This is a genomic window from Psychrobacter sp. Choline-02u-9, from assembly GCF_002836505.1.
In the GTDB taxonomy this organism is placed as follows: domain Bacteria; phylum Pseudomonadota; class Gammaproteobacteria; order Pseudomonadales; family Moraxellaceae; genus Psychrobacter.
Genome location: NZ_PJBF01000057.1, coordinates 1 through 20,798 on the forward strand (window position 1 = coordinate 1; position 20,798 = coordinate 20,798).

At 40.8% G+C, this 20,798-nt stretch carries 22 protein-coding genes and 3 pseudogenes; 13 read left to right on the forward strand and 12 right to left on the reverse strand.

All coding sequences use genetic code 11. The features are described from left to right. Positions 1 to 335: 335 nt before the first annotated feature. Positions 336 to 431: a DUF4113 domain-containing protein gene (locus tag CXF69_RS14580; protein WP_145990099.1), complete on the reverse strand. Its 96-nt coding sequence runs from the start codon at positions 429 to 431 to the stop codon at positions 336 to 338. Between the two features lie 28 nt (positions 432 to 459). On the opposite strand from CXF69_RS14580, the pseudogene CXF69_RS09710 reads away from it, so the two are divergent. Beyond that, positions 460 to 624 (forward strand): annotated as a pseudogene (locus tag CXF69_RS09710) (protein deglycase HchA); the annotation flags it as partial. Between the two features lie 124 nt (positions 625 to 748). Here the strand turns inward: CXF69_RS09710 and CXF69_RS09715 are convergent. The 4 genes and pseudogenes from CXF69_RS09715 to CXF69_RS09730 all read right to left on the reverse strand — a co-directional run bounded on the left by CXF69_RS09715 (position 749) and on the right by CXF69_RS09730 (position 3,258). After that, entirely contained in the window at positions 749 to 1,510 is a 762-nt protein-coding gene (locus CXF69_RS09715; RefSeq protein ID WP_058368377.1) for a substrate-binding domain-containing protein, read from the reverse strand. A gap of 357 nt (positions 1,511 to 1,867) precedes the next feature. Next, positions 1,868 to 1,986: pseudogene (locus tag CXF69_RS14525) on the reverse strand (acyl-CoA dehydrogenase); the annotation flags it as partial. 99 nt (positions 1,987 to 2,085) lie between these two features. Next, positions 2,086 to 2,676 (reverse strand): recombinase family protein, encoded by a 591-nt coding sequence (locus tag CXF69_RS09725; protein ID WP_058368781.1) that lies wholly within the window; start codon positions 2,674 to 2,676, stop codon positions 2,086 to 2,088. A 306-nt stretch (positions 2,677 to 2,982) separates the two neighbouring features. Continuing rightward, the gene (locus CXF69_RS09730; RefSeq protein WP_101204373.1) at positions 2,983 to 3,258 is read right to left on the reverse strand and encodes a metal/formaldehyde-sensitive transcriptional repressor; all 276 of its coding nucleotides are present in this window, start codon (positions 3,256 to 3,258) and stop codon (positions 2,983 to 2,985) included. Between the two features lie 102 nt (positions 3,259 to 3,360). On the opposite strand from CXF69_RS09730, the gene dmeF reads away from it, so the two are divergent. Then, the gene (gene dmeF / locus CXF69_RS09735) at positions 3,361 to 4,254 is read left to right on the forward strand and encodes a CDF family Co(II)/Ni(II) efflux transporter DmeF (RefSeq protein ID WP_102078176.1); all 894 of its coding nucleotides are present in this window, start codon (positions 3,361 to 3,363) and stop codon (positions 4,252 to 4,254) included. 168 nt (positions 4,255 to 4,422) lie between these two features. Here dmeF and CXF69_RS09740 read toward each other — a convergent pair whose 3' ends face one another. Both CXF69_RS09740 and CXF69_RS09745 read right to left on the reverse strand, forming a co-directional pair. Beyond that, a complete protein-coding gene (locus CXF69_RS09740; protein ID WP_101204371.1) occupies positions 4,423 to 5,745 on the reverse strand; it encodes an MFS transporter in 1,323 nt (440 codons plus the stop codon). Positions 5,746 to 5,774: 29 nt separating this feature from the next. After that, complete coding sequence (locus tag CXF69_RS09745; RefSeq protein ID WP_101204370.1) at positions 5,775 to 6,053, reverse strand: metal-sensing transcriptional repressor; 279 nt, start codon at positions 6,051 to 6,053, stop codon at positions 5,775 to 5,777. Positions 6,054 to 6,314: 261 nt separating this feature from the next. Here CXF69_RS09745 and CXF69_RS09750 point away from each other — a divergent pair, with 261 nt between their 5' ends. Both CXF69_RS09750 and CXF69_RS09755 read left to right on the forward strand, forming a co-directional pair. After that, a complete protein-coding gene (locus tag CXF69_RS09750) occupies positions 6,315 to 7,055 on the forward strand; it encodes a HupE/UreJ family protein (protein ID WP_101204369.1) in 741 nt (246 codons plus the stop codon). A 16-nt stretch (positions 7,056 to 7,071) separates the two neighbouring features. Then, complete coding sequence (locus tag CXF69_RS09755) at positions 7,072 to 7,695, forward strand: transmembrane anchor protein (protein ID WP_101204368.1); 624 nt, start codon at positions 7,072 to 7,074, stop codon at positions 7,693 to 7,695. 118 nt (positions 7,696 to 7,813) lie between these two features. Here the strand turns inward: CXF69_RS09755 and CXF69_RS09760 are convergent, their stop codons facing one another. Next, complete coding sequence (locus CXF69_RS09760) at positions 7,814 to 8,203, reverse strand: DUF6122 family protein (RefSeq protein ID WP_036592946.1); 390 nt, start codon at positions 8,201 to 8,203, stop codon at positions 7,814 to 7,816. Positions 8,204 to 8,440: 237 nt separating this feature from the next. Continuing rightward, complete coding sequence (locus CXF69_RS09765) at positions 8,441 to 9,073, reverse strand: recombinase family protein (RefSeq protein ID WP_101204367.1); 633 nt, start codon at positions 9,071 to 9,073, stop codon at positions 8,441 to 8,443. 268 nt (positions 9,074 to 9,341) lie between these two features. On the opposite strand from CXF69_RS09765, the gene merR reads away from it, so the two are divergent. The 5 genes from merR (at position 9,342) to merA (ending at position 12,539) form a co-directional block, all read left to right on the forward strand. After that, entirely contained in the window at positions 9,342 to 9,794 is a 453-nt protein-coding gene (gene merR / locus CXF69_RS09770) for an Hg(II)-responsive transcriptional regulator (RefSeq protein ID WP_102078175.1), read from the forward strand. 187 nt (positions 9,795 to 9,981) lie between these two features. Next, on the forward strand, positions 9,982 to 10,329 hold the full coding sequence (locus CXF69_RS09775) for a mercuric transporter MerT family protein (RefSeq protein WP_016899520.1): 348 nt from the start codon (positions 9,982 to 9,984) through the stop codon (positions 10,327 to 10,329). Positions 10,330 to 10,375: 46 nt separating this feature from the next. Next, a complete protein-coding gene (gene merP / locus CXF69_RS09780; RefSeq protein WP_008110847.1) occupies positions 10,376 to 10,660 on the forward strand; it encodes a mercury resistance system periplasmic binding protein MerP in 285 nt (94 codons plus the stop codon). Further along, positions 10,660 to 11,079 carry an organomercurial transporter MerC gene (merC, locus tag CXF69_RS09785; protein ID WP_008467331.1) on the forward strand — a complete coding sequence of 140 codons (420 nt, stop codon included), beginning with the start codon at positions 10,660 to 10,662 and terminating at the stop codon, positions 11,077 to 11,079. Before merP ends, merC begins: the two co-directional genes overlap by 1 nt. 20 nt (positions 11,080 to 11,099) lie before the next feature. Then, positions 11,100 to 12,539 (forward strand): mercury(II) reductase, encoded by a 1,440-nt coding sequence (gene merA / locus CXF69_RS09790; RefSeq protein WP_102078174.1) that lies wholly within the window; start codon positions 11,100 to 11,102, stop codon positions 12,537 to 12,539. Between the two features lie 605 nt (positions 12,540 to 13,144). On the opposite strand, the gene lspA is transcribed toward merA, so the two are convergent. Both lspA and CXF69_RS09805 read right to left on the reverse strand, forming a co-directional pair. Further along, the gene (lspA, locus tag CXF69_RS09800; protein ID WP_075107731.1) at positions 13,145 to 13,852 is read right to left on the reverse strand and encodes a signal peptidase II; all 708 of its coding nucleotides are present in this window, start codon (positions 13,850 to 13,852) and stop codon (positions 13,145 to 13,147) included. Between the two features lie 156 nt (positions 13,853 to 14,008). Continuing rightward, positions 14,009 to 14,659, reverse strand: coding sequence for an IS1595-like element ISPssp3 family transposase (locus CXF69_RS09805; protein ID WP_101204403.1), 651 nt, complete (start codon positions 14,657 to 14,659; stop codon positions 14,009 to 14,011). A gap of 55 nt (positions 14,660 to 14,714) precedes the next feature. Here CXF69_RS09805 and CXF69_RS09810 point away from each other — a divergent pair. Both CXF69_RS09810 and dsbD read left to right on the forward strand, forming a co-directional pair. Next, positions 14,715 to 14,918: pseudogene (locus CXF69_RS09810) on the forward strand (transposase); the annotation flags it as partial. Positions 14,919 to 15,031: 113 nt separating this feature from the next. Further along, positions 15,032 to 17,203, forward strand: a complete 2,172-nt coding sequence (gene dsbD / locus CXF69_RS09815) for a protein-disulfide reductase DsbD (RefSeq protein WP_102078173.1) — start codon at positions 15,032 to 15,034, stop codon at positions 17,201 to 17,203. Positions 17,204 to 17,408: 205 nt separating this feature from the next. On the opposite strand, the gene CXF69_RS09820 is transcribed toward dsbD, so the two are convergent. After that, on the reverse strand, positions 17,409 to 18,290 hold the full coding sequence (locus CXF69_RS09820) for an IS982 family transposase (protein ID WP_102078172.1): 882 nt from the start codon (positions 18,288 to 18,290) through the stop codon (positions 17,409 to 17,411). A gap of 172 nt (positions 18,291 to 18,462) precedes the next feature. On the opposite strand from CXF69_RS09820, the gene CXF69_RS09825 reads away from it, so the two are divergent. Together CXF69_RS09825 and CXF69_RS09830 are read left to right on the forward strand one after the other, a co-directional pair. After that, positions 18,463 to 19,296, forward strand: coding sequence for a cation efflux transmembrane domain-containing protein (locus CXF69_RS09825; RefSeq protein WP_058023794.1), 834 nt, complete (start codon positions 18,463 to 18,465; stop codon positions 19,294 to 19,296). A 629-nt stretch (positions 19,297 to 19,925) separates the two neighbouring features. Continuing rightward, entirely contained in the window at positions 19,926 to 20,777 is an 852-nt protein-coding gene (locus tag CXF69_RS09830) for a thymidylate synthase (RefSeq protein WP_101204880.1), read from the forward strand. Positions 20,778 to 20,798 lie beyond the last annotated feature (21 nt).

Genomic DNA, 20,798 nt, shown 5'->3' on the forward strand with positions numbered 1-20,798 from the left:
GAGGTGTCTTGCTATTTTTTTTAAGATTACTGCTTTGAGCAGTAATCAGGGCTATTATCATTAGGCTCAAACATGTGATTCTTGCCTTGTTCATACTCAGGTTTTGAGTTAAAGTTTCACTAAGTCTGTTAAAGTTTGGCATGGTCTGATTCGTCTTAAAAATTACTATTATGCCTTTGCTTTAACAGACTTTTTTGTTTTTTTGTCGTGTGCAGAGATAAATTTCTTATTTCTTGGATTGTGTTGCTAACTTTATGAATTTACTGATGTTGAACTGGGCGGTGCTACACCCGAAGTAACCCATCCCAACTAAAATAATTCTGCGTCAAACGATCTCAGCTCATACTCCAAGCACGATTTGGCAAATAACAACCACTCAATGCAATTTTAGATTTGCCGTATTTGGCTTGGATCGCTTCAAAGGCTTGCATGAGATTTTCGTTTTTTTCATGTTGACTATGGTTGCTGGCAGATCGCTTAGAAAAGTTGGGTGTGGAAGTGGTTAATAAAGAGATGTCGAGACAGTGTATTCAAGACCGTAAGTTAATTACAGGAGATAGTCCTTTGGCATCGAATACCTTGGGTAAAATGGCAGCACAAACGCTTTTGGCCGAGGTTCAGTAGTTATATTTTCTTCAATCAAGAGCGCCGTGGCGCTCTTTTTTATGTCCAATTTGCTTGTTAAAAGTTCGATTTTTTAAGCTTGGAAACTGATCTTGAATGTGGATCAAAGATTAAAATTAAGCACTCATTTGTTCCAACCAAACTGTTTAAAAATCGCATGGCCTTGTGCAGAGCTTAAAAACGTAATAAAACTTTTTGCTTCAGGATTTTTTAGACTGTGTTGAGTTAGTGCAACACCTGCATCACGGTAAATCACCAGTTCAGGTTCGATCGGGATAATTTGCCCAATGTCTGGATTACTGACTCCCCAAATATTAAACACCAACCATGCATCATAGCTGCTGTCAGTTTCCCATGCTTTTTTCGCTGTGCCTGTATTGGGTGCATACATGGCGATATTTTTACGGAAGGATTTTGTGAGCTGAATGTTGCCCGTTCTACCTGCAATATCTTCCCACATGCCGACTTGGCCTGCGCCATGGGTGACCAAAACTTTAGTGTTTGGCCTGCTTAGATCTTTAAATCCTTGAATATGTTTGGGATTGCCTTTTCTGACTAAAATGGCAGCAGGGCGTAGGTAAATAGGCTCAATCGAGTCCTTTACGATTTTGTCGGCAAATAAGCTTTCGAAATCAGACATCATGGCTTCCGAACCACTATAGATGACGTCGGCATCAAGCTTGGCTTTGTCGCTCCATTGTGAAGTAGGGCCCGCGGTTACATGGACATCAATCCCTGTTTTATTTTTAAATTGTTTCGCTGCTTCGTGCATCGCTGGTGCTGGTCCACCTGGACCATAGACATTAATTGCCGCTATAGCATTCATTGATAAAAAGCCCAGCATGAGCGGAAAGATATAGTGGCTGAGCTTATAATTTTTTGACATTTTTATTCCCTTTATTGATATGTGAATGTTGATAATATTTGTTTTGCTGATGTATTTAAATATTTATATTGTTTTTTTTGTTAAAGAGTTTTTTAAATATTAGCGCGATTTTCTTACTTAAATTTAAGTTGTAGAAAGACAGAGACATGACGGAATTTTTAATGCACTTACTCTAAAGAAACTATCAGTGAGCGTAGTGAACTCTTTTTAACTGTAGGGGACGCTTTTGCCAAAGTCTAAGGATGAGGCCAGAAAATTGGAGCGACAGCTAAGTTGCTGGGGGAAGTTGAATTGTAAGGTCGGACTAGGAATAAAAAGAGTGCATCGGCGCTCTTTTTATCGTTTTGACACTATTAATTAGTAGTCAAAGCTAAAGTGTTCAGCGGCCAATGACGTCATGGTTTTTGAAGGATTGACCATTCTTCAGCATGACCTTGAGTGCGCGGTAACATGCGTTCAAAGTAGAAGTCAGCCAGAAAATACCATTACGCACAAAGTTTAGTTAAGGCCAAAAAATAACGAATGTTTGCTAGGTGAACCGTACCGGGTTTGGAGACCCTCCGACATAGTGTCGTCTAGCCCTGCTTTAACACCCGATAAACCGTAGCTACCCCAACACCAACCGCCTTAGCGATCTCCTCTTTTGTCATATTGCCTTGACTGTCTAATTCTCTAATACGATTGTGTTTCGTTGTATTAGGCTTCTTACCGGAGGGCTTATAGCCACTGTTAGCCAATCCCTGCTTGATACGCTCTCTACGCTTGTCGTTATCAAGCTTTGCCATCGTTGCTAATAAGTCGATCAGCATATGGTTAATCACTGTTAGGATCTCACCTGTCATGCCTTTACTTACCGTATGCGTAGTTGGTAGATCAGCCACCACCAATCGCAAGCCCTTGTCTTTGATGCGCTGCTTTAGAATTGCAAAATCATCTTGAGATAGCCTGCTTAATCTGTCCACGCTTTCAACCAGCAGAATATCGCCTTGATCAGCGTCTTTTAATAGCTTAGCTAATACTGGCCTATCGAGCTTTGTACCACTGAAATGCTCAACGTACTCAACATGTTTAACGTTATAGCTTTGGCTAAAGGTAATCAAGTCAGACAAGGCTCTCTTAGCGTCTTGATCCTTAGTGCTGGCTCTCACATAAATACGAACGGTCATAACGCGACCTCTATTACTTAGACTTAATAATTAATGTTCATTGATAATAGCAAGATATTACTATCATTTAATTTTAGAAACAAGTCTAATGATAGCTAAGTTATCGTTTAGAAGTTTTATGTTTTAGGTATAGTCTAATGGTAGATTGTCAGGCGCTTTCACTGGTTCGGTACCCTAGTGAGGACTTAAACCTTCAGCTGTAGGCTAATGATAACAATAGCCTACATTATTTACAGCAGCTCATTGTACATAGCAGTGTACCTTTCAACATGAAAAAATCATTCTTTTTGAAAGACTTTTATCTTTTTACTTTAGGTAAGTTTTTAGGATAGATAACACATCTTCTATCTCTTGTTGTCGTTGTTGTTGGGTAATGTCTTCTGCCCCTAAATGTTCTCTTATATGCTCTTCCAAGACTTCTTTCATAAGGCCATTCACCGCGCCCTTTAATGCCGCTATTTGCTGCAAAAGAGCCATGCATTCAGGATTACCTTCTAATGACGCTTCTATTGCTACTGACTGACCTTTGATACGTCTGATACGTCCTAGTAGCTTGCTCTTACTGTTTTGAGTGTGTGACATTATTTTATTGCCTTACATTATACTGGGGGGTAGTATATTTATTAATGATGTTTATAATACATAAGATTGCCATCTTTTTATATACAGCTAAGGATTTAAAACGTGAAAGAATCAAGTATTCAGTGGGAACACTCTCATAATTTCGGTGTCGATAGTGCCCAAAACAAATCTAAAGTAAAGATTGTATTTTGGTTGACGACGATAATCATGGTTTTAGAGATCGCTGCTGGTACATGGTCTGGCTCTATGGCATTACTTGCTGATGGGTGGCACATGGGCACACATTCAGCCGCATTTCTTATCGCTATCTTTGCTTATTCGTATGCTAAAAAGAACGCTAATAATAAATTATTTAGTTTTGGTACGGGCAAGGTAAATTATCTCGGTGGTTTTGCGAGTGCCATTGCATTAGCCATTGTCGCATTATTAATGATTTTAGAATCAGTCCAACGAATAATAGAGCCAAATAATATATATTTTAACGAAGCCATTATCGTTGCTGTTATTGGTCTAATCGTAAACATAGTATCGGCATTTATACTTAAAGATGACCATCACCATGACCATGACCATGACCATGACCACAATATGAAAGCGGCTTATTTACACGTTTTAGCGGATGCCCTAACTTCTGTGCTTGCTATCGTGGCGTTATTAACCGGTAAATATATGGGCATCATCTGGATTGATCCTGTCATGGGCATTGTCGGTGCAATAGTGATTCTTCACTGGTCTTATGGATTGATCAAAGAATCGAGTACCGTGCTTTTAGATAAATCTGTTGATGTTTCAACTTTTGAGAAGATATCGCAGACTCTCGATAAGAAAAATACGATTATTAACGATATTCATGTCTGGAAAATTGCGTCAACCCACCAAGCTGCCATCCTTTCAGTGTCCTCACCATCCCCTTTAAGTACGGAAGAATACAAAAAAATATTATTAGAATCCTTACCTCAACTGTCTCATATGTCTGTTGAAGTTAATAAAACCTGAATAGGGTTATTTGAATCTAGGAAAGTGCCTTGATAAATCAGTAGCATAGTAAGCTTCAGAATATCAGCGCCGTATATCATTTTTTTTGAGAAAAAGTCCTTGGTAGTGCCCTTTTCAAACACTAATGCTTCCGCAATGGCAACCCCCTTCTTGTATACAGATTCAAAATCAATGACCTGAGCTCGGCCAACGCGGATGATAGTCATCGACTACGAAAGGATGGGTATGTCGTATCCCGTTGGGTGTAGGAGATCCAGTAGCATGGATATGACCCTCTGGTAGATTGAAATGCTCATGTTCAATCTCTGTTAAATCAATAGACGGCCAGACTCTAAAAGCCGCCCATACCGCTAGTGCAGCAGCACCGCCTAATACTGCAAAAGCAACAGTCATACTGTAATGAGCACCTAACCAACCTGCCAAGGGGTAAAATACCAACCAACTGACATGAGATAAAGCAAACTGAGCGGCAAACAGTGCTGGGCGATCTTCTTGATGTGAGGATCGCCATAGCAAGCGGCCAGAGGGAGTTTGAGCAGCAGAATAACCCAAACCTAACACGAACCATAAGGCCATAAGTGAGTTTTGTCCCATCATCAATGTACCAGCGAACATACCCACCACTAACAGCCCTACACCGCTTAACATGACCCTACGGTCTGTCAGCTTACTTAGTAGGCTTGGCAAAGCCAATGCAGCAATCATAGAACCAGCGCCAAAGCTCGCTAAGGCTAATGCCACTGCACTCTGAGTGAGTCCCATGCCACCCTGAATGATTACAACCGTATTTACAAAAACCATAGACGCTGCGGCAGAAACGGCAACATTGACTGCAAGCAATCCGCGCAATCGAGGTGTGGCTAAATAGATCCGAATACCGCGCGTAGTTCTATCATAGATGCTACGACGCTCTGGTATAGCATGTGAGGGTAGTACCACCGATACGACCAATATGGCAGAGACTAAAAATCCCAACACTGTTCCCGTAAACAGATTATGAAAGCTCATTACTGTCAGCAATGCTGCTGCTAACATGGGACTTATCAGACTTTCCATATCGTACGCAAGGCGTGAAAGTGATAAGGCTTTAGTGTAATCCTGCTCGTCAGGCAGAACATCAGGAATAGTGGCTTGAAAAGTCGGCGTGAAGGCCGCTGAGGCAGCTTGCAATACAAAGATCAGCACGTAAACTTCCCAAATCTGCGAAACAAACGGCAAAAGCAGGGCGACACCTGCTCGTATCACATCTAGCGTTACCAACATCGTACGTTTGGGCAGTCGTTCGGCAAAGGCTGCTGCAATTGGGGCGATACCAACATAAGCAATCATCTTGATGGCCAATGCGGTTCCCATAACGACACCAGCATTACTACCTGCCAGATCAAAAGCTAATAACCCTAGCGCCACAGTAGCGAGGCCAGTTCCAATTAAAGCAATGACTTGGGCAGCAAACAAGTGACGATAAGTTCGATTCACAAAAACACTTAGCATCCGAGCCTCTTTATTTCAGCCGATGGACCTTATAGATAACGGGTTATTTCCTTAAACTCATCTAGAGAGTCTTTCTGTTCTTTGTCGACAGATCCTAGTAAATCTTCAAGGCAATGATCCAAGTGGTCCTGAATTAGAACTTTCTTAGCTTGATGAATGGCATTTTCTACAGCTTGCAGCTGCTGCGCTACATCAAGACAAGTTCGTCCATCTACTAACATCTCTATCGTACTATTCAGATGACCATTTGCTTTTTTAAGGCGTGTGATAACAGCTGGATGAGACTCGTGTATGTGCGGTTTTTTCATAATGGCAGTGTCCTTCCTCTAGAGAGCGCAATTATACCCGATAAAAACTTAATTTTTTATTGACCTAATCCCCCCCTAGGGGATATCATCTTACTCCTTAATTGCTCGGCTTGCATTTAAAAAATTCGTATTTTATGTGCCCTATCTGTAAGAAAGTGCTTTGAGGTGCCAGTCATAATTACTTTCTATTGAATGAGTTCAAAATTTTTTATTGTATTACATTAGGCCGCGTATCCATTATTTCACACCATAGGATTCTCAATGCACAGCTATGCTCATAATAGGTCAACAAGCTCGTCATGGGCGACTTGGCAGACCCGTCTGCTGTTACTTTCGGTACTGCTTTCCTGTGTCATTTTTGGCAGTAACGAAGCTTTTGCTCACGCTGTAACCGCAGGTGATAAAGGTTATATTCAGGAAATTTCAGGAGTCAATATTTTACCCTTTATGTACTTGGGTGCTAAGCACATGATAACGGGATATGACCATATACTGTTCCTCTTCGGGGTCATCTTCTTTCTTTACCGTATGAAACATATTGGTGTCTATGTGAGCCTATTTGCATTGGGTCATTCCACCACGATGATTTTAGGTGTGTATTTCAACATTGGTATAAATAGTTATCTGATTGATGCAATTATTGGCCTCTCTGTTGTTTATAAAGCTTTAGACAACATTGGTGCTTTCCAGCGATGGTTCGGATATCAACCAAATACAAAAATAGCGGTACTTATATTTGGTCTTTTCCATGGCTTTGGGTTGTCAACTAAGATTCTAGAATACGATATGTCTCCTGACGGCCTGCTACCTAACTTACTCGCATTTAACGTGGGTGTGGAGATTGGGCAGCTATTAGCTCTAGCAATCATATTGATTGGCATGAGCTACTGGCGACGCACGTCAAGTTTCATCCGTAACGCTTATACCGCCAACGTTGCCATGATGAGCGCAGGATTTATTTTAGTGGGCATGCAGCTTACTGGCTATTTAATGTCTCAATAACCCAAGGATTTCTAATATGTATAACAGTGACACCCCTTCACAAGCTGAGCTGCCCTCTTCAAAGCAACTCATAAAATCTACTATTCTGGCTGCAATTGCAGCAATAGTCATTTTATTTACAGTGGTTCTACCGGCAGAATATGGTATTGATCCAACTGGGGTTGGTAAACTGCTTCGATTAACAGAGATGGGACAGATTAAGCAGCAATTGGCAGAAGAAGCTGCCGCAGATGCGGCTGGTTTAGTAGCAACCGGAACCTCAGACATTGACAATATGACAGAACAAACAATAAATACCACGCCTACTGATACTACCGTTGCTGATGGACAGTGGCGTGATGAGATTCCCTTCACCCTGACTCCAGGTGAAGGAATAGAAATTAAAATGAAAATGTCTGAAGGTGATAAAGCAAATTACTCTTGGGCAGTCACTGGCGGTGAGGTTAATTTTGATACTCACGGTGATGCCTTGGGTAAAGCCATTAGCTATGAGAAAGGTCGCGGGGTTGCTTCTGATGAAGGCGTTTTAGAGGCCGCATTTACAGGTAATCACGGTTGGTTCTGGCGAAATCGTGGCGATTCAGATGTTCAAGTTGTTTTACGTACCCGTGGCGATTACAGCACTATTAAAACGATGTAAAAACGTGCACTAATAATCTAAATAAATCCTAGCAGCAAAACACATTAGGTTAGCCGCTGAAAATGCATTAAAAAAATGCTTGTTAGGAAAAATACTAAACGATGTGCTCACAGCTACATCAAGCGTTCGTGGCTGTGACCAACCATTTCACCAACTCACGGGCAGAAGCCTTATTCAAGCACTGCGGACAATTCAGATAGGTCATCACGCAGTCATTCAAATCAGTTAGCATATGTAACAATAACCCCAAACCAATTATTTTATAGGTCTTAGGTAGAAATAGCATAGCCGCATATGCTGCCATTGCATAATAAGTATGCAGCGGATGAAAGTTAATACTACAGCGATTGGGCGAAAAAATAGGCGTGGCTAGCAAATGATCTAAGTCTACTAGCATAGTGGCTAAAAGAATCAAATATACTCGTTTATAGTCGTCACGAAAAAATATATAGGCAACCATCAACGGCATGCCAAAGTGTAGAAAATAATGGATAACGGTTTGAATCATCGTTTTTTCCGATTCAAGATAGTTTGTAGTGGCACAACAGTCTCAGATAAAACATAAGATATTTTTGTCTTTCGACTGCATGTGAAATATATGCATCATACATACACTCACTCTCTTATTATTGTACCTGTCCAAAAAAACACTAGCTAATATAGGACATATCCCAGCGGAACCAACTAAAAAGGCTTATTAATCAATTAACAGACTACTTATAGTAGACTGCCGTAGTGGAACCACTTAATGAGTACTGAGCATCTTCGGTCTTTCCTTGGCCACATCAGCGATCAGATGCCGTGAGCACTTGGTCATTTTTTGAATATCAGAATAGCTATGACCTGATTTGAGCAGACTAGCGATGATCTTGCGCTTTTCCGTATCTTTCCTACGTCCTGAATACTTACCTTCTGCCTTAGCACGAGCAATACCTTGCATCTGACGGTTACGGCGATCTTCATAGTCTTTTCGAGCAATGGCTGCGAGCATATCCAGCATCATCGAGTTAATGGCCTGCAATACACTGCTCATAAATTCTGTACTGCTTTCAGATTGAAGCGCCATATATGAGGTCGGCAGCTCTTTTGATACGATAGAGAGCTTTTTCTCTGATAGCATTCTTTTTAGCGTATCCCAATCAGCTTGGTTCAAACGCGCCAAGCGATCAATCTGCTCAACTAAGATCACATCGCCCTTATGAGCGTCTTCAATCAGCTGCATCAGCTTTGGTCGCGCCAAGATAGCGCCTGATTCGTTTTCGACATAGAAGGCAGCAATTTTGTGGCCATGATCGTTGGCAAATGCTATGAGCTCGCTTTTGGCACGCTTAGCATCTTGTTCTTTGGTAGACGCTCGTAGATACGCTCTAATAAACATAAACACCTAAAATAGTCTGTTATAAGTGGTTCCATTATACCAGTCTGTTTTAAGTGGTCTGTTAATAGGTTTGAAGGGTGAAATAGGTGGTTCCCTTAGGGTATACTCATGTAGAACTGCATGTAATAACACTAATTTGGACTTTGATAATGAAAAAGGATAAACCATACATTGTTGTGGTTTAATATTGTTGTAACAACGGTAACTTTACTTATTTAATAGAAGAAAAAACAAAATCAATTAGCGATGTTTAAACTGGTATTCATTGATGGTCACTTTAATTAGATATAAAGTAAGTAAACAAAAAGTCAGTAAGGTAATTGATAACGTGTCTAAACGAACCATAAGTATGTTGGCTAAAGAACTGAGTGTAAATGTCGAAACAATTCGCTTTTATGAACGCAAAGGCTTAATTAAACAACCACCAAAGCCTATGCAGGGCTATAGACATTACCCGAAAGAAACGGTAAATAGAATGCATTTTATCAAGCGTTCTCAAGAATTAGGTTTTACGCTAAATGAGATTGAAGGGTTACTTGCGTTAAACGATAGTCCATGTAGTAAAGTACAAGAATTAGCTAATAAAAAACTGATCGCAGTACAAAAAAAGATGGCTGACTTGTTGTTGTTAGAACACGCTTTGGAAGAACATTTAGGACAATGCCAAAATAATGATGACGATAGCCACTGCCCAATAATTGATTCGTTGCAACCGAAGTAAATGATTCACTTAACTACCATTTCCCACTAAAACAGCATATCCAATTTTACTTCTGCGCCTTAATTCAAGTTAGCTTATTCCCCGTATCTGTCGTAGCAGATTATCAAAGATAAATTTTTTATAAATCACCCTTGACTCCGTACTTAGGTACATGCAATACACTTGCATTATCTAATGAGGTATCTATATGAATCAAAAAGAATCAAACCTTCCAATGATAGGAGGCATCATAGCAGCATTAGGCGCAGGCGTATGCTGTGTAGGTCCTTTGCTCCTGTTATTACTTGGGGTAAGTGGCTCATGGATTGGTAATTTAACTGCATTTGAACCCTATAGGCCATTATTTATCGCATTTGTAGTGTTGTTGTTTGGTTACTCAGGTTGGAAAATTTACCGTCCTGTAGAAGAGTGTGAGCCGGGAACGGCCTGTGCAATTCCTAAGAAACAGCAACAACGAAAAGTCATTTTCTGGCTGAGCGCTATAGTTGCGACAATTTTAGTGACCAGTAATTATTGGATACTTTTGTTTGCTTAATATACAGATCAAGAAATTTATAACATTTTAAAATTTGGAGCTAATTATGAAAAAATTATTATTAACCGCACTGCTTTCACTTTCTAGTTTTGGTGCTTTTGCTGAAGTAAAAACAGTTACACTGGAAGTGCCAACGATGAACTGTGCGACATGTCCAATCACAGTTAAAAAGTCATTAGAAAATGTTGATGGCGTTGAAAATGCGAAAGTTACCTACAAGCCTAAGCTAGCTGTTGTTTCTTTTGATGACACTAAAACCAACATCAATGCATTAATTGCAGCGACTACCAACGCTGGCTACCCTTCAAATTTAAAAAGTGAAAATAAGTAATATTTAGCCCCTTAGAACTAGTTACGCGTATCGGAGATAAAGCAGGCTCTATAGGTGCACTTGTTTCGGCAATGGGATGCGCCATGTGTTTTCCCGCGATAGCTAGTCTTGGTGCGGCAATTGGGATGGGATTTCTTAGTCAGTGGGAAGGGGTATTTATCAATACGTTGTTACCACTGTTTGCAGTATTAGCGCTGGCAATGAATATCTTAGGCTGGTTTAGCCATCGTCAATGGCACCGTAGTTTTATCGGTTCAATTGGCCCCATTTTGGTTTTACTCTCTTTATACCCTTGGTTCCAGTACGGGTGGAGTTCATACGTTACTTATACGGGGCTAGGACTAATGGTTGCTGTATCAATTTGGGACATGGTTTCTCCTGCGAATAAACGCTGTGATGATGAAACTTGTACCGCTTAACTTTTTAAGAGGAATAAAATATGTCAACGAGTAGTTGTTGCTCGCCAAATGACATCCAGCCAGAACAATTACATGTAGCCATTATTGGTAGTGGTTCAGGGGCCTTTGCCAGTGCGGTTAAAGCAGCAGAAGGCGGAGCAAGAGTTACTATCATTGAAGGAGCCGATGTAATCGGAGGTTGCTGTGTAAATGTCGGCTGTGTTCCTTCAAAAATATTGATCCGTGCTGCGCAATTAGCGCATCAGCAACGTACTAACCCGTTTGATGGTTTAGAAAATATTCAGCCACAACTTAGCCGCTCCTTATTAGCACATCAGCAAAACGCTCGCGTCGAAGAACTACGCGATGCTAAATATCAACGTATTTTAGAGAGTAATCCCGCGCTATCTTTACTTAAAGGTTATGCACGTTTTAAAAATCAAAATACCTTGCTAGTTCACAAGTCTGATGGTAGTGAAGAAGAGCTGGTTGCAGATCGCATTTTAATTGCAACAGGCTCTACACCAAGCATTCCGCCAATTAAGGGTTTAGTTGATACACCTTATTGGACATCAACAGAAGCCTTATTTGCAGAAGAGTTACCGAGTAGTCTAGTTGTCATCGGCTCCTCCGTTGTTGCTCTGGAAATTGCGCAAGCTTATGCCCGTTTAGGTAGCCGTGTGACAATTCTAGCCAGACATACCCTTTTATATGCTGAAGATCCGTTATTAGGTGAAAAACTGGCAGAGTGCTTTGAAAAAGAAGGTATTAGGGTACTTAATAATACGCAAGCAAGTCATGTTTCTTATGATAGCAATGGTTTTTCATTGGAAACTAACGAAGGAACATTAATCGCTGAAAAATTGCTTATCTCTACGGGTCGCCATGCAAATACTGGAAAGCTTGGTTTAGAAAATGTTGGTGTTGAAACAGATAAAAGTGGTGCCATTGTTGTTAATAGTATGATGGAAACATCAACAGCTAACATTTATGCCGCTGGAGATTGCTCCAATATGCCACAATTTGTTTATGTTGCTGCTGCTGCCGGAAGTAGGGCTGGAATTAATATGACAGGTGGAAATGCGCAACTCGACTTATCTACCATGCCTGCTGTTATATTCACCGACCCACAAGTTGCTACGGTAGGTCTAACCGAAGTACAAGCTTCAGCGGTAGGAATAAATACGATAAGTCGTGTACTTGATATGGAAAACGTACCAAGAGCTTTAGCAAATTTTGAAACGGATGGTTTTATCAAGTTGGTAGCTGAAGAATCCACGGGAAAACTGATAGGCGCACAAATTTTAGCCCATGAAGGCGGAGAACTGATTCAAAGTGCGGCTCTTGCTATTCATAATAAAATGACAGTCGAAGAATTGGCAGGTCAACTATTTCCGTATTTGACGATGGTTGAAGGATTGAAGTTATGCGCTCAAACCTTTAGCAAAGACGTTAAAGAGCTATCTTGCTGCGCAGGGTAATCATTTAACGGTAATGTACTTACAGAAATGTTAATGGAGTGCCATTAATAGCTGTTATTTCAAATAATTTTCTAGCGGTTTTTTCTCAAAATCTTCAGGATACATAGTAATAAAATTCTTCATTTCATTTCTGAATGTGTCTGTATCCCGCTTACCCTCGCCTGACAAACGATGGTAATTATTATAGTCCGCTTCAAATTTCTTTGAGCGCACGATAGGAGGCTGCGCAAAATTCATCCCAGTAGTGCTATGACATTTTTAGAGTGTATCGACTATATAAGGGTAAGACTTTTTAACGCTGTCTCTTGTTTTTTTTCTAAGGCTGTGAATTTTTTCAATAGTTGGCTGAGTCTGTGACACTGTATTTTCCTTTTGTTATTATCAATAAAGAATTTATGGATTATTCAATTTCTCTATAATAATGGCTCTACGCAGAGCTTTTAAGTATTGAGTTTTAAGACCTAAAATGAGTGAGTACCTATACCAGTCATACATTACCTTCCAGTTCACATTTTATAAACATACTCAAGTATAAAAAGTATTTTTCCGTATAGAGTGAATACGACGCTAGTTCATTTTGTTTGTGATAATCGGCATCAATGTGCTTATTTATTACGCTTACTTTCTAAAAATATCATGTCAATTATAATCAATGCGACACCGACACAGACACCTATATCTGCAACATTGAAAAGAGGATAATTCCAGACATCAGCATAATGCACATGGATAAAGTCAACCACTTTACCAATTCTTAAACGATCGATTAAGTTGCCAATCGCACCACCAAGCATTAAGGCCAACCCCATAGATAATAGCTTGGCTGCACGTGGCGCTTTGATTAAATAAACCGTTAAAAAGATAGCCATTACAAAAGCTAAGCCTGAGAAAAACCATTTCTGCCAACCGCCAGCGTTGGCTAAAAAGCTAAATGCTGCCCCATAGTTATAAGCGAGTGTCCAGTTGAGAAATGGTTCAATGACCGGTACGGGGTCATTGAACGCTAATGTGGTTTGGGCCAACCACTTAGTCCATTGATCAAGTATTAATACCATTATCGCCAACAAATACCAGATAAAAGCGCGACTGCCATTGGCAACCATTTTTGGCATTTTGTCCAACTTATCTTTAGGTGTTATTGAGTTGCCTGAAGTCACGTACATAGCTTTAGGCGTATGATTTATGGTTTTAGAGTCAATCGATTGATGAGTACTACTCACAGCTATAGGTACCTTCTTGTCAGCAATATTAGTACTAGCCGATTCAACGCTATTCAATTTAGTACTATCTAATCTGTCGGTAGATTCAGTCATAGTTGTTTCCTTTATCTATGTTTATACAATGAACAATGTTAAACGTATATGTTTTTGGTATACGATTATTAATCGCGCCACTTTCATAAACGGCTCCACTTACCGCTCTGGTATTATGAAACTTACGGTAATAATTTTTGGGGCTGTCCTAGATAACTAGTTCAAACCCTGTTTAACCCATTGTTTTAATTGTAGTAATTGCGACTTTGGGTCACTGTGATTAAAACGCCACTCACATTCCTTTAAATAGAGGTGAAAATGTTCTTTTGGAACTCCGTTAAACTTACGTAGATGCCGTTTAGCTTGGTTCCAAAAGTTCTCTATACCATTAATGTGATTCTTGTCATTAACAAAGGTTTTGGAGTGGTTGATACGATAATGAGTAAACTCACTGACATCTAATGCGTTATAGCTTTTAAATGAGTCAGTATAAACAATGCTATCAGGCTTCACTTTTTCTCTTATAATGGGGATCAAAGTATCTGCTTTAGCATTGGGTATAATACAAGCGTAGACCTTGCCATTACGCTTTAATAGACCAAACACGGGCACTTTGCTACCAGCACCTCGCCCTCGCTTGCCTTTACGAGTGCCATCAAAGTATGATTCGTCTACTTCGATTTCGCCCTCAAATAGACCAGGGTCTTGACTATTCTCGTAAATAAGCAGTCTTAGCCTATGAAAGTAATAACTGGCTGTGGTTTTATTAACACCGACTAGGCTTGCTGCTGTTCTCGCGGTAGAACCGGCAACAAATAGCTCGATGAGTCTGTTTTGTTTATACCAACTTAGTTTACTCTTTCTCATAGTGCTATCCTAAATAATTTTACTTATCTAGGACAGCCCCTTACTTGAGCCTATGGATGAGGTACTACTCAATCATCGCTCTTTGGTTGAAACGGTGTTTGGGGAGCTTAAAAACTTGTGCCAAATCGAACACTCACGCCATCGTAGTGTCACGGGGTTTATCACAAACTTGCTGTCAGGTTTAATTGCTTATTGCTGGTTTCCCTATAAACCCACCATCAAAAATATGCCTCAGCAGGGACAGGTAGCAACATTGTAAATAGTGTCAATGAGTTACAATGTGGCTTATCCCGAACTGGGGTTGTAAATAGACAAGTCCATACAGACAGTGAATTGGTCAATTCGAATTTTGGTAATAATAGGTAGCCCTTCATGTCCCTTAAGAGCGCAGAAAAGTCTCCGTCATTAACGCAAAATAAATCGTCGAAAAAATCTTATCTGTTGGCGTTCGCTTTCAGCGCGGGCTCATTATTGACAGGGCTAGGAGCTACTGGGCTGACGGTTGCGCCAGTGGCATCGCAAGCGGCAGGATTGGGCGATTTATTTAGCAGTGATAAAAGCGCGACCCAACCGAAATTTTTGCCCGTTAACGAAGCGTTTCAAGTTAGCAGTAGCAGCAAACCGACCAATAATGGCACGCGCTTAGCCATTAACTTTGACATTACGCCTGAGCACTATGTTTATAGAGGCCAAATTAAGCTAACGTTACCTGCTGGCGTGAGCGCTGCACCTTTTACCTTTAGCCAAAAGCCAGTCTCCATTGATGATCCAACCTTTGGGCAAGTATTGGTCTTTGACCAAGCCAATATGGTTGCTAGCACTATATTGAGTAGTAGTAATGGTAAGGTGATAAATAATGCCGCCGTGACGATAGGTTGGCAAGGCTGTGCCAAAGCGGGTCTATGCTATCCACCGGAGAAAATAAAAACCACAGTCAATATTGCTGCTGCGTCACAATCGGCAGCCAATAGCTCAAGTAGCACTGCTACAGATTCTGCGAGCAATAATAGCAATGCAGAAACTGCGCAAGCCTCTACAGAGGCGACAGTTACCAATAATATTGCTACAGAGCAAACTACGCCAGATGACGAGGTGATTGATTATGCCTTGTTAGATGACGAAGCGTTAGATACAGAGCTTGGTGCGACCAATACCATCTCTGGTGCCGATGAAGAAGCTGTAGGCGATAATGTTACAAGTGAAGCAGCGAACAATGACGCTGTCATAAATAATGCTGCTGCAACAAACAATACCGTTGTTGGCGATAATGCGATTGATAGCGACCCTTTTGGCTTAGCCTCGCATCCGTGGTTGGCATTGGTGTTATTATTTTTGGCAGGGTTGGGCTTAGCATTGACGCCGTGCGTGTTACCGATGCTACCGATTGTTGCCAATATCGTCGCGCGTGAAGACAATCCAACGGTAAAACGCGGTGTTATTTTAACGACCAGCTACGCTATTGGTGTTGCTATCGCTTATGGTATTTTAGGTGCGGTCATTGCTATATTTGGTGAATCGTTAGGCATTATCGGTTGGCTACAAAACCCGATTATACTAATTGCCTTTGCCATCGTTTTTGTCTTATTAGCCCTTTATATGTTGGGCGTATTTAGCATTCGTCTGCCAAGATTCATCAGTAGTAAAATGCAGGGTCTAAGCCAAGCGGGGGATAGCAAGCTTGGTAGTACGGGCGGCAGTTTAATTGCGGGATTCTTATCGGCGCTCGTGGTATCGCCTTGTGTTTCGGCACCCTTATTTGGGGCGCTGCTTGCTGTATCAACGATTGGAAGTCCATTACTTGGCTTTGCGGCTTTATTTATGCTCGGTTTTGGTTTATCAGCGCCGCTTATTTTAATCGGCGCGACCCAAGGTAAAATCATGCCAAAAGCGGGTGAGTGGATGAACTGGGTCAAGCAGGGCTTTGCTTTGTTGCTTTTTGCCGTGGCATTGTTATTAATTGAACGCGTCTTTATCTCGCCTGTGATGCTGATGGTTTGGGCGCTGTGGTTTATGGTCGTGGCGATGTGGGCGTGGAGCTGGCTAGGCAAAGGTCGGATGCTGACCCAAGCGCTAGGCTTAATCGCTGGTATTTGGGCGACGTGTTTAATCGTCGGCGCCGCATTGGGCAATGACGACAGCTTGCATCCGCTTGCCTCCCTAACTGCGGTTCCGGTGCTGCAGACAACTGCTGGTCAACCAGCCACCAGTAATGCAACCGATAAGACGGTCACGACGCTGGCTGAGTTAGATGCCATTGTCGCCGCCAATCCTAAAGTGCTGGTCGATGTCACCGCCGAATGGTGTATTGCATGCCGGACTATGGAGAAAAACTTATTTCATAATCGCCCTGCGCAAATGCAAGATTGGCAATTGGTCAGACTTGATATCACGGAGACTACGGCTGATTCAAAAGCAATCTTAGCGCGTTATAAACTATTTGGTCCGCCAGCATTGCTGTATTATCAAGACGGGCAATTGGTCAATCAGCAAGTGGGTGAAATCGGGCGCGCAGCGTTTGAGCAAACCTTAACCGCGCTAAATTAATCGTTTAAATGTAGATAAATTCCACATCATTTCTACCCATTAAAAAGCCAACGTCCTTTGATAATAGGACGTTGTCTTTTTCAATCTTACTAAATAGCCTTTTTAATATAGACGCTAAATCCTTGGTTTAACGTTATTTATTACTATTCATTTAACTACTTAACCCCAGTTCGGGATAAGCCACATTGTAACTCATTGATACTATTTACAATGTGGCTACCTGTCCCTGCTGAGGCATGTTTTTGATGGTGGGCTTATAGGGAAACCAGCAATAAGCAATTAAACCTGACAGCAAGTTTGTGATAAACCCCGTGACACTACGATGGCGTGAGTGTTCGATTTGGCACAAGTTTTTAAGCTCCCCAAACACCGTTTCAACCAAAGAGCGATGATTGAGTAGTGCCTCATCCATAGGCTCAAGTAATTGGGGTTTCATATTACGCCGAAGTTTGGTTATCAACGTGGTATCATTGTGTTTTGTGAGCCACTCGTTTAGGGCTTTACTGATATAGCCTCTATCCCCAAACACCTTGCCAAACACAGGCGTTGCCATATCCTTAACAGGCACTCTGTCATCCGTATTACCCGCAGTGACTTTAACAGATACAAGCTCGCCCTTATGATTGATAATGGCATGCAGCTTAAAGCCGTAAAACCAGCCCATACTACCTTTACCTCTTTGCGCCATACTCTCAAAGACTTTGTGACGGTAGATACGCTTGTTATGACAAACTGCTATCTTGGTTGAATCAATATAGCTGATACCCGTACAGTCGCCCATCATGCTTTGCAAGTAGCTGCACAGTGGTATGATACTGCGCGGTATAAGCTCTATAAATCGCGAGTAGCTCGGCAGATTTGGAAACTCCCGTTTCATCATGCCAAGCATGTGATGGTAGTAAAACGCCTTAAACTGTCGATAACGTAATTGATGAAACAGTATCAAGATGGTCATAATCTCTGCTACACTTATCTGGCATGCTCTTAACCTTTGGTGTCCCGTTGCGATTAAATGAGCGTCAAACTCAGGTTTGAATTGCTGATAAAAGTCGTCAATATGGCAGTATAGTTCGGTTAGGTTGTCCATGTAAGAAGTCCTTGTTGTGAAGTTTGTCTTGGTAAACTCACTTTAGCAACTTCGGACTTCTTTTTTTATCTTTTTTTTGAGCCCTTATCCCGAACTGGGGTTATTTATCAATTTCTCAGCCTGTTTTTTTTCAGCCTACTTTTTGAACCACCACCCGGATATAAATGTAACTATGAATAAAACAACTTTTAAAATATCGAAGATGGACTGCCCTTCGGAGGAAAACCTAATCCGAATGAAATTAGAGGGCCACTCGAATATTGAACATCTTGAGTTCGACATTCCTAACCGTCAATTAACTGTGTTTCATCATGACAATATAGAAGGGATAGAGACTGCTATTCATGACCTAAAATTAGGAGACACCCTACTCTCGACCGAAACCATTGACCCCTCTGATCCCAACAATAATTTTAAAATTGATGCTGACTCTAGTCACAAAAAAGATGCTGAGCAAAGAAAGCTACTATGGATAGTGCTGGTCATTAACTTTGCTTTCTTTATTATTGAAATGAGCACGGGACTGATTTCTCGTTCGATGGGGTTGGTCGCCGACAGCTTAGATATGTTAGCAGATAGCTTCGTGTACGGAATTAGCTTATTTGCGGTCGGTGGAACGGTCATTAAGAAAAAACGGATTGCTAGAATTGCCGGATATTTTCAAATTACGCTAGCGATTCTTGGTTTTTTAGAAGTACTAAGACGTTTCTTTGGCAATGAGCAGTTACCTGACTTTTCTACCATGATAGTCATATCGATTCTTGCGCTAATTGCAAACTTGATTTGCCTCTATTTACTACAAAAATCGAAAAGCAAAGAAGAAGAAGCCCATATGCAAGCCAGTATGATTTTCACTTCAAACGATGTGATTATCAATTTAGGGGTAATTGTTGCAGGGATTTTGGTTAATTGGTTACACTCTAGTACGCCTGATTTGATTATTGGTAGCATCGTATTTGCTTTAGTTATTCAGGGCGCCTTTAGAATATTGAAGTTGAGTAAGTAGCTTAATTAAACCGCTAAGTGTAAAGTAACTGGGTTTGAAGCAAATAAACATCATAAGGATATGAGACCTCAAGCAATGATTGAACAAACTTTAAATCTAGTCACCACCAAAGACCATCAGCAAGTTGCCGTTTGGCGAATAATAGATGATGAAGTCTTTGATAAGAATCTGGGAGACCTTCCTAAATTTTGTGTAAGTATTTAATCTAAACGTCAGTTACACAGAATCTGGGATGGTCTCTTCAAGTCCTCACTAGCGCACCGATCATAGATAGAATATCTATGGTAAGTACATCATGAAGTACACTGTGGCTATCTCAGCAAGTTGAAACCTTAATATCATTAGCTCACAGCCAAAGATTCAAGTCCTCACTAGGGAACCGCGCATTCTGCGCATAAAGCTGCATTATGGTAAATGGTTTTAGATAGAATGATTCGGTTTCATTGGATCCATTGGGGCATAGCCTGTTGATAAGTTATTAAGACAATTAGTTGTTACGAACAGGTTTGTACAATTGAGCCTTGAAACTTTATAATGCTCAATGAAATCATGAGGTAAAATGTGTTGTGATCACGGGCAATAAGAAATTACCTCACGAGAAAAGTATACAGTCCAATTAAGGTTATTGAATGAAACAATATCTAGATTTATGTCAACGTATAGTTGATGAGGGTGTATGGGTCGAGAATGAACGGACTGGAAAACGCTGCTTAACCGTTATTAATGCTGATTTAAACTACAATGTAGGAGCTAATGAGTTTCCCTTAGTAACTACTCGAAAGAGTTATTGGAAAGCAGCTATCGCAGAATTATTAGGGTATCTACGTGGTTATGATAGCGCAGCTCAGTTTCGAGCTATTGGATGTAATACATGGAACGCTAATGCCAATGAAAATGAAGCTTGGTTAGCTAATCCTTATCGTAAAGGTGAGGATGATATGGGCCGAGTATATGGTGTACAGGGCCGCAGGTGGCGTAATTCAGTAGGAGAGGAGTTTGACCAGCTTCGTAAGATTTATGATAACTTGCGGAACGGTATTGATGATCGAGGTGAAATCCTAACTTTCTATAATCCAGGTGAGTTTCATATGGGATGTTTACGTCCTTGTATGCATACTCATACATTTTCGTTGTTAGGTGGCAAGCTTTATTTGACTTCATCACAACGTTCCTGTGATGTGCCATTAGGTCAAAATTTCAATCAAGTCCAGGTTTTTACTTTATTGGCTTTAATGGCTCAAATTACGGGGCATGAGGCTGGAAAAGCTTATCACAAGATTGTAAATGCACATATATATGAAGACCAATTAGAGTTAATGCGTGATGTGCAATTAAAACGCGAACCGTATCCAGCCCCTAAACTTCACATTAACCCTGAAATTAAGTCTCTCGAAGATATTGAGACATGGGTAACATTGGACGATTTTGAAGTGGAAGGGTATCAGTATCATGAGTCTATCGCGTATCCATTCTCAGTTTGATACAAATATAAATTAAAAGTT

Bases quoted from the DNA above. Each gene is read 5' to 3' on its own strand.
- merA (WP_102078174.1), top strand. From the start codon at position 11,100: ATGTCAACGAGTAGTTGTTGCTCGCCAAATGACATCCAGCCAGAACAA.
- CXF69_RS09725 (WP_058368781.1), bottom strand. From the start codon at position 2,676: ATGACCGTTCGTATTTATGTGAGAGCCAGCACTAAGGATCAAGACGCT.
- CXF69_RS09765 (WP_101204367.1), bottom strand. From the start codon at position 9,073: ATGTTTATTAGAGCGTATCTACGAGCGTCTACCAAAGAACAAGATGCT.
- CXF69_RS09730 (WP_101204373.1), bottom strand. From the start codon at position 3,258: ATGTCACACACTCAAAACAGTAAGAGCAAGCTACTAGGACGTATCAGA.
- lspA (WP_075107731.1), bottom strand. From the start codon at position 13,852: ATGACTGAATCTACCGACAGATTAGATAGTACTAAATTGAATAGCGTT.
- dsbD (WP_102078173.1), top strand. From the start codon at position 15,032: ATGTCCCTTAAGAGCGCAGAAAAGTCTCCGTCATTAACGCAAAATAAA.
- CXF69_RS09740 (WP_101204371.1), bottom strand. From the start codon at position 5,745: ATGCTAAGTGTTTTTGTGAATCGAACTTATCGTCACTTGTTTGCTGCC.
- CXF69_RS09825 (WP_058023794.1), top strand. From the start codon at position 18,463: ATGAATAAAACAACTTTTAAAATATCGAAGATGGACTGCCCTTCGGAG.
- CXF69_RS09760 (WP_036592946.1), bottom strand. From the start codon at position 8,203: ATGATTCAAACCGTTATCCATTATTTTCTACACTTTGGCATGCCGTTG.
- merR (WP_102078175.1), top strand. From the start codon at position 9,342: ATGGTCACTTTAATTAGATATAAAGTAAGTAAACAAAAAGTCAGTAAG.
- CXF69_RS09820 (WP_102078172.1), bottom strand. From the start codon at position 18,290: ATGGACAACCTAACCGAACTATACTGCCATATTGACGACTTTTATCAG.
- CXF69_RS09755 (WP_101204368.1), top strand. From the start codon at position 7,072: ATGTATAACAGTGACACCCCTTCACAAGCTGAGCTGCCCTCTTCAAAG.
- CXF69_RS09715 (WP_058368377.1), bottom strand. From the start codon at position 1,510: ATGTCAAAAAATTATAAGCTCAGCCACTATATCTTTCCGCTCATGCTG.
- CXF69_RS09750 (WP_101204369.1), top strand. From the start codon at position 6,315: ATGCACAGCTATGCTCATAATAGGTCAACAAGCTCGTCATGGGCGACT.
- CXF69_RS14580 (WP_145990099.1), bottom strand. From the start codon at position 431: ATGCAAGCCTTTGAAGCGATCCAAGCCAAATACGGCAAATCTAAAATT.
- CXF69_RS09805 (WP_101204403.1), bottom strand. From the start codon at position 14,659: ATGAGAAAGAGTAAACTAAGTTGGTATAAACAAAACAGACTCATCGAG.
- CXF69_RS09830 (WP_101204880.1), top strand. From the start codon at position 19,926: ATGAAACAATATCTAGATTTATGTCAACGTATAGTTGATGAGGGTGTA.
- CXF69_RS09745 (WP_101204370.1), bottom strand. From the start codon at position 6,053: ATGAAAAAACCGCACATACACGAGTCTCATCCAGCTGTTATCACACGC.
- CXF69_RS09775 (WP_016899520.1), top strand. From the start codon at position 9,982: ATGAATCAAAAAGAATCAAACCTTCCAATGATAGGAGGCATCATAGCA.
- merP (WP_008110847.1), top strand. From the start codon at position 10,376: ATGAAAAAATTATTATTAACCGCACTGCTTTCACTTTCTAGTTTTGGT.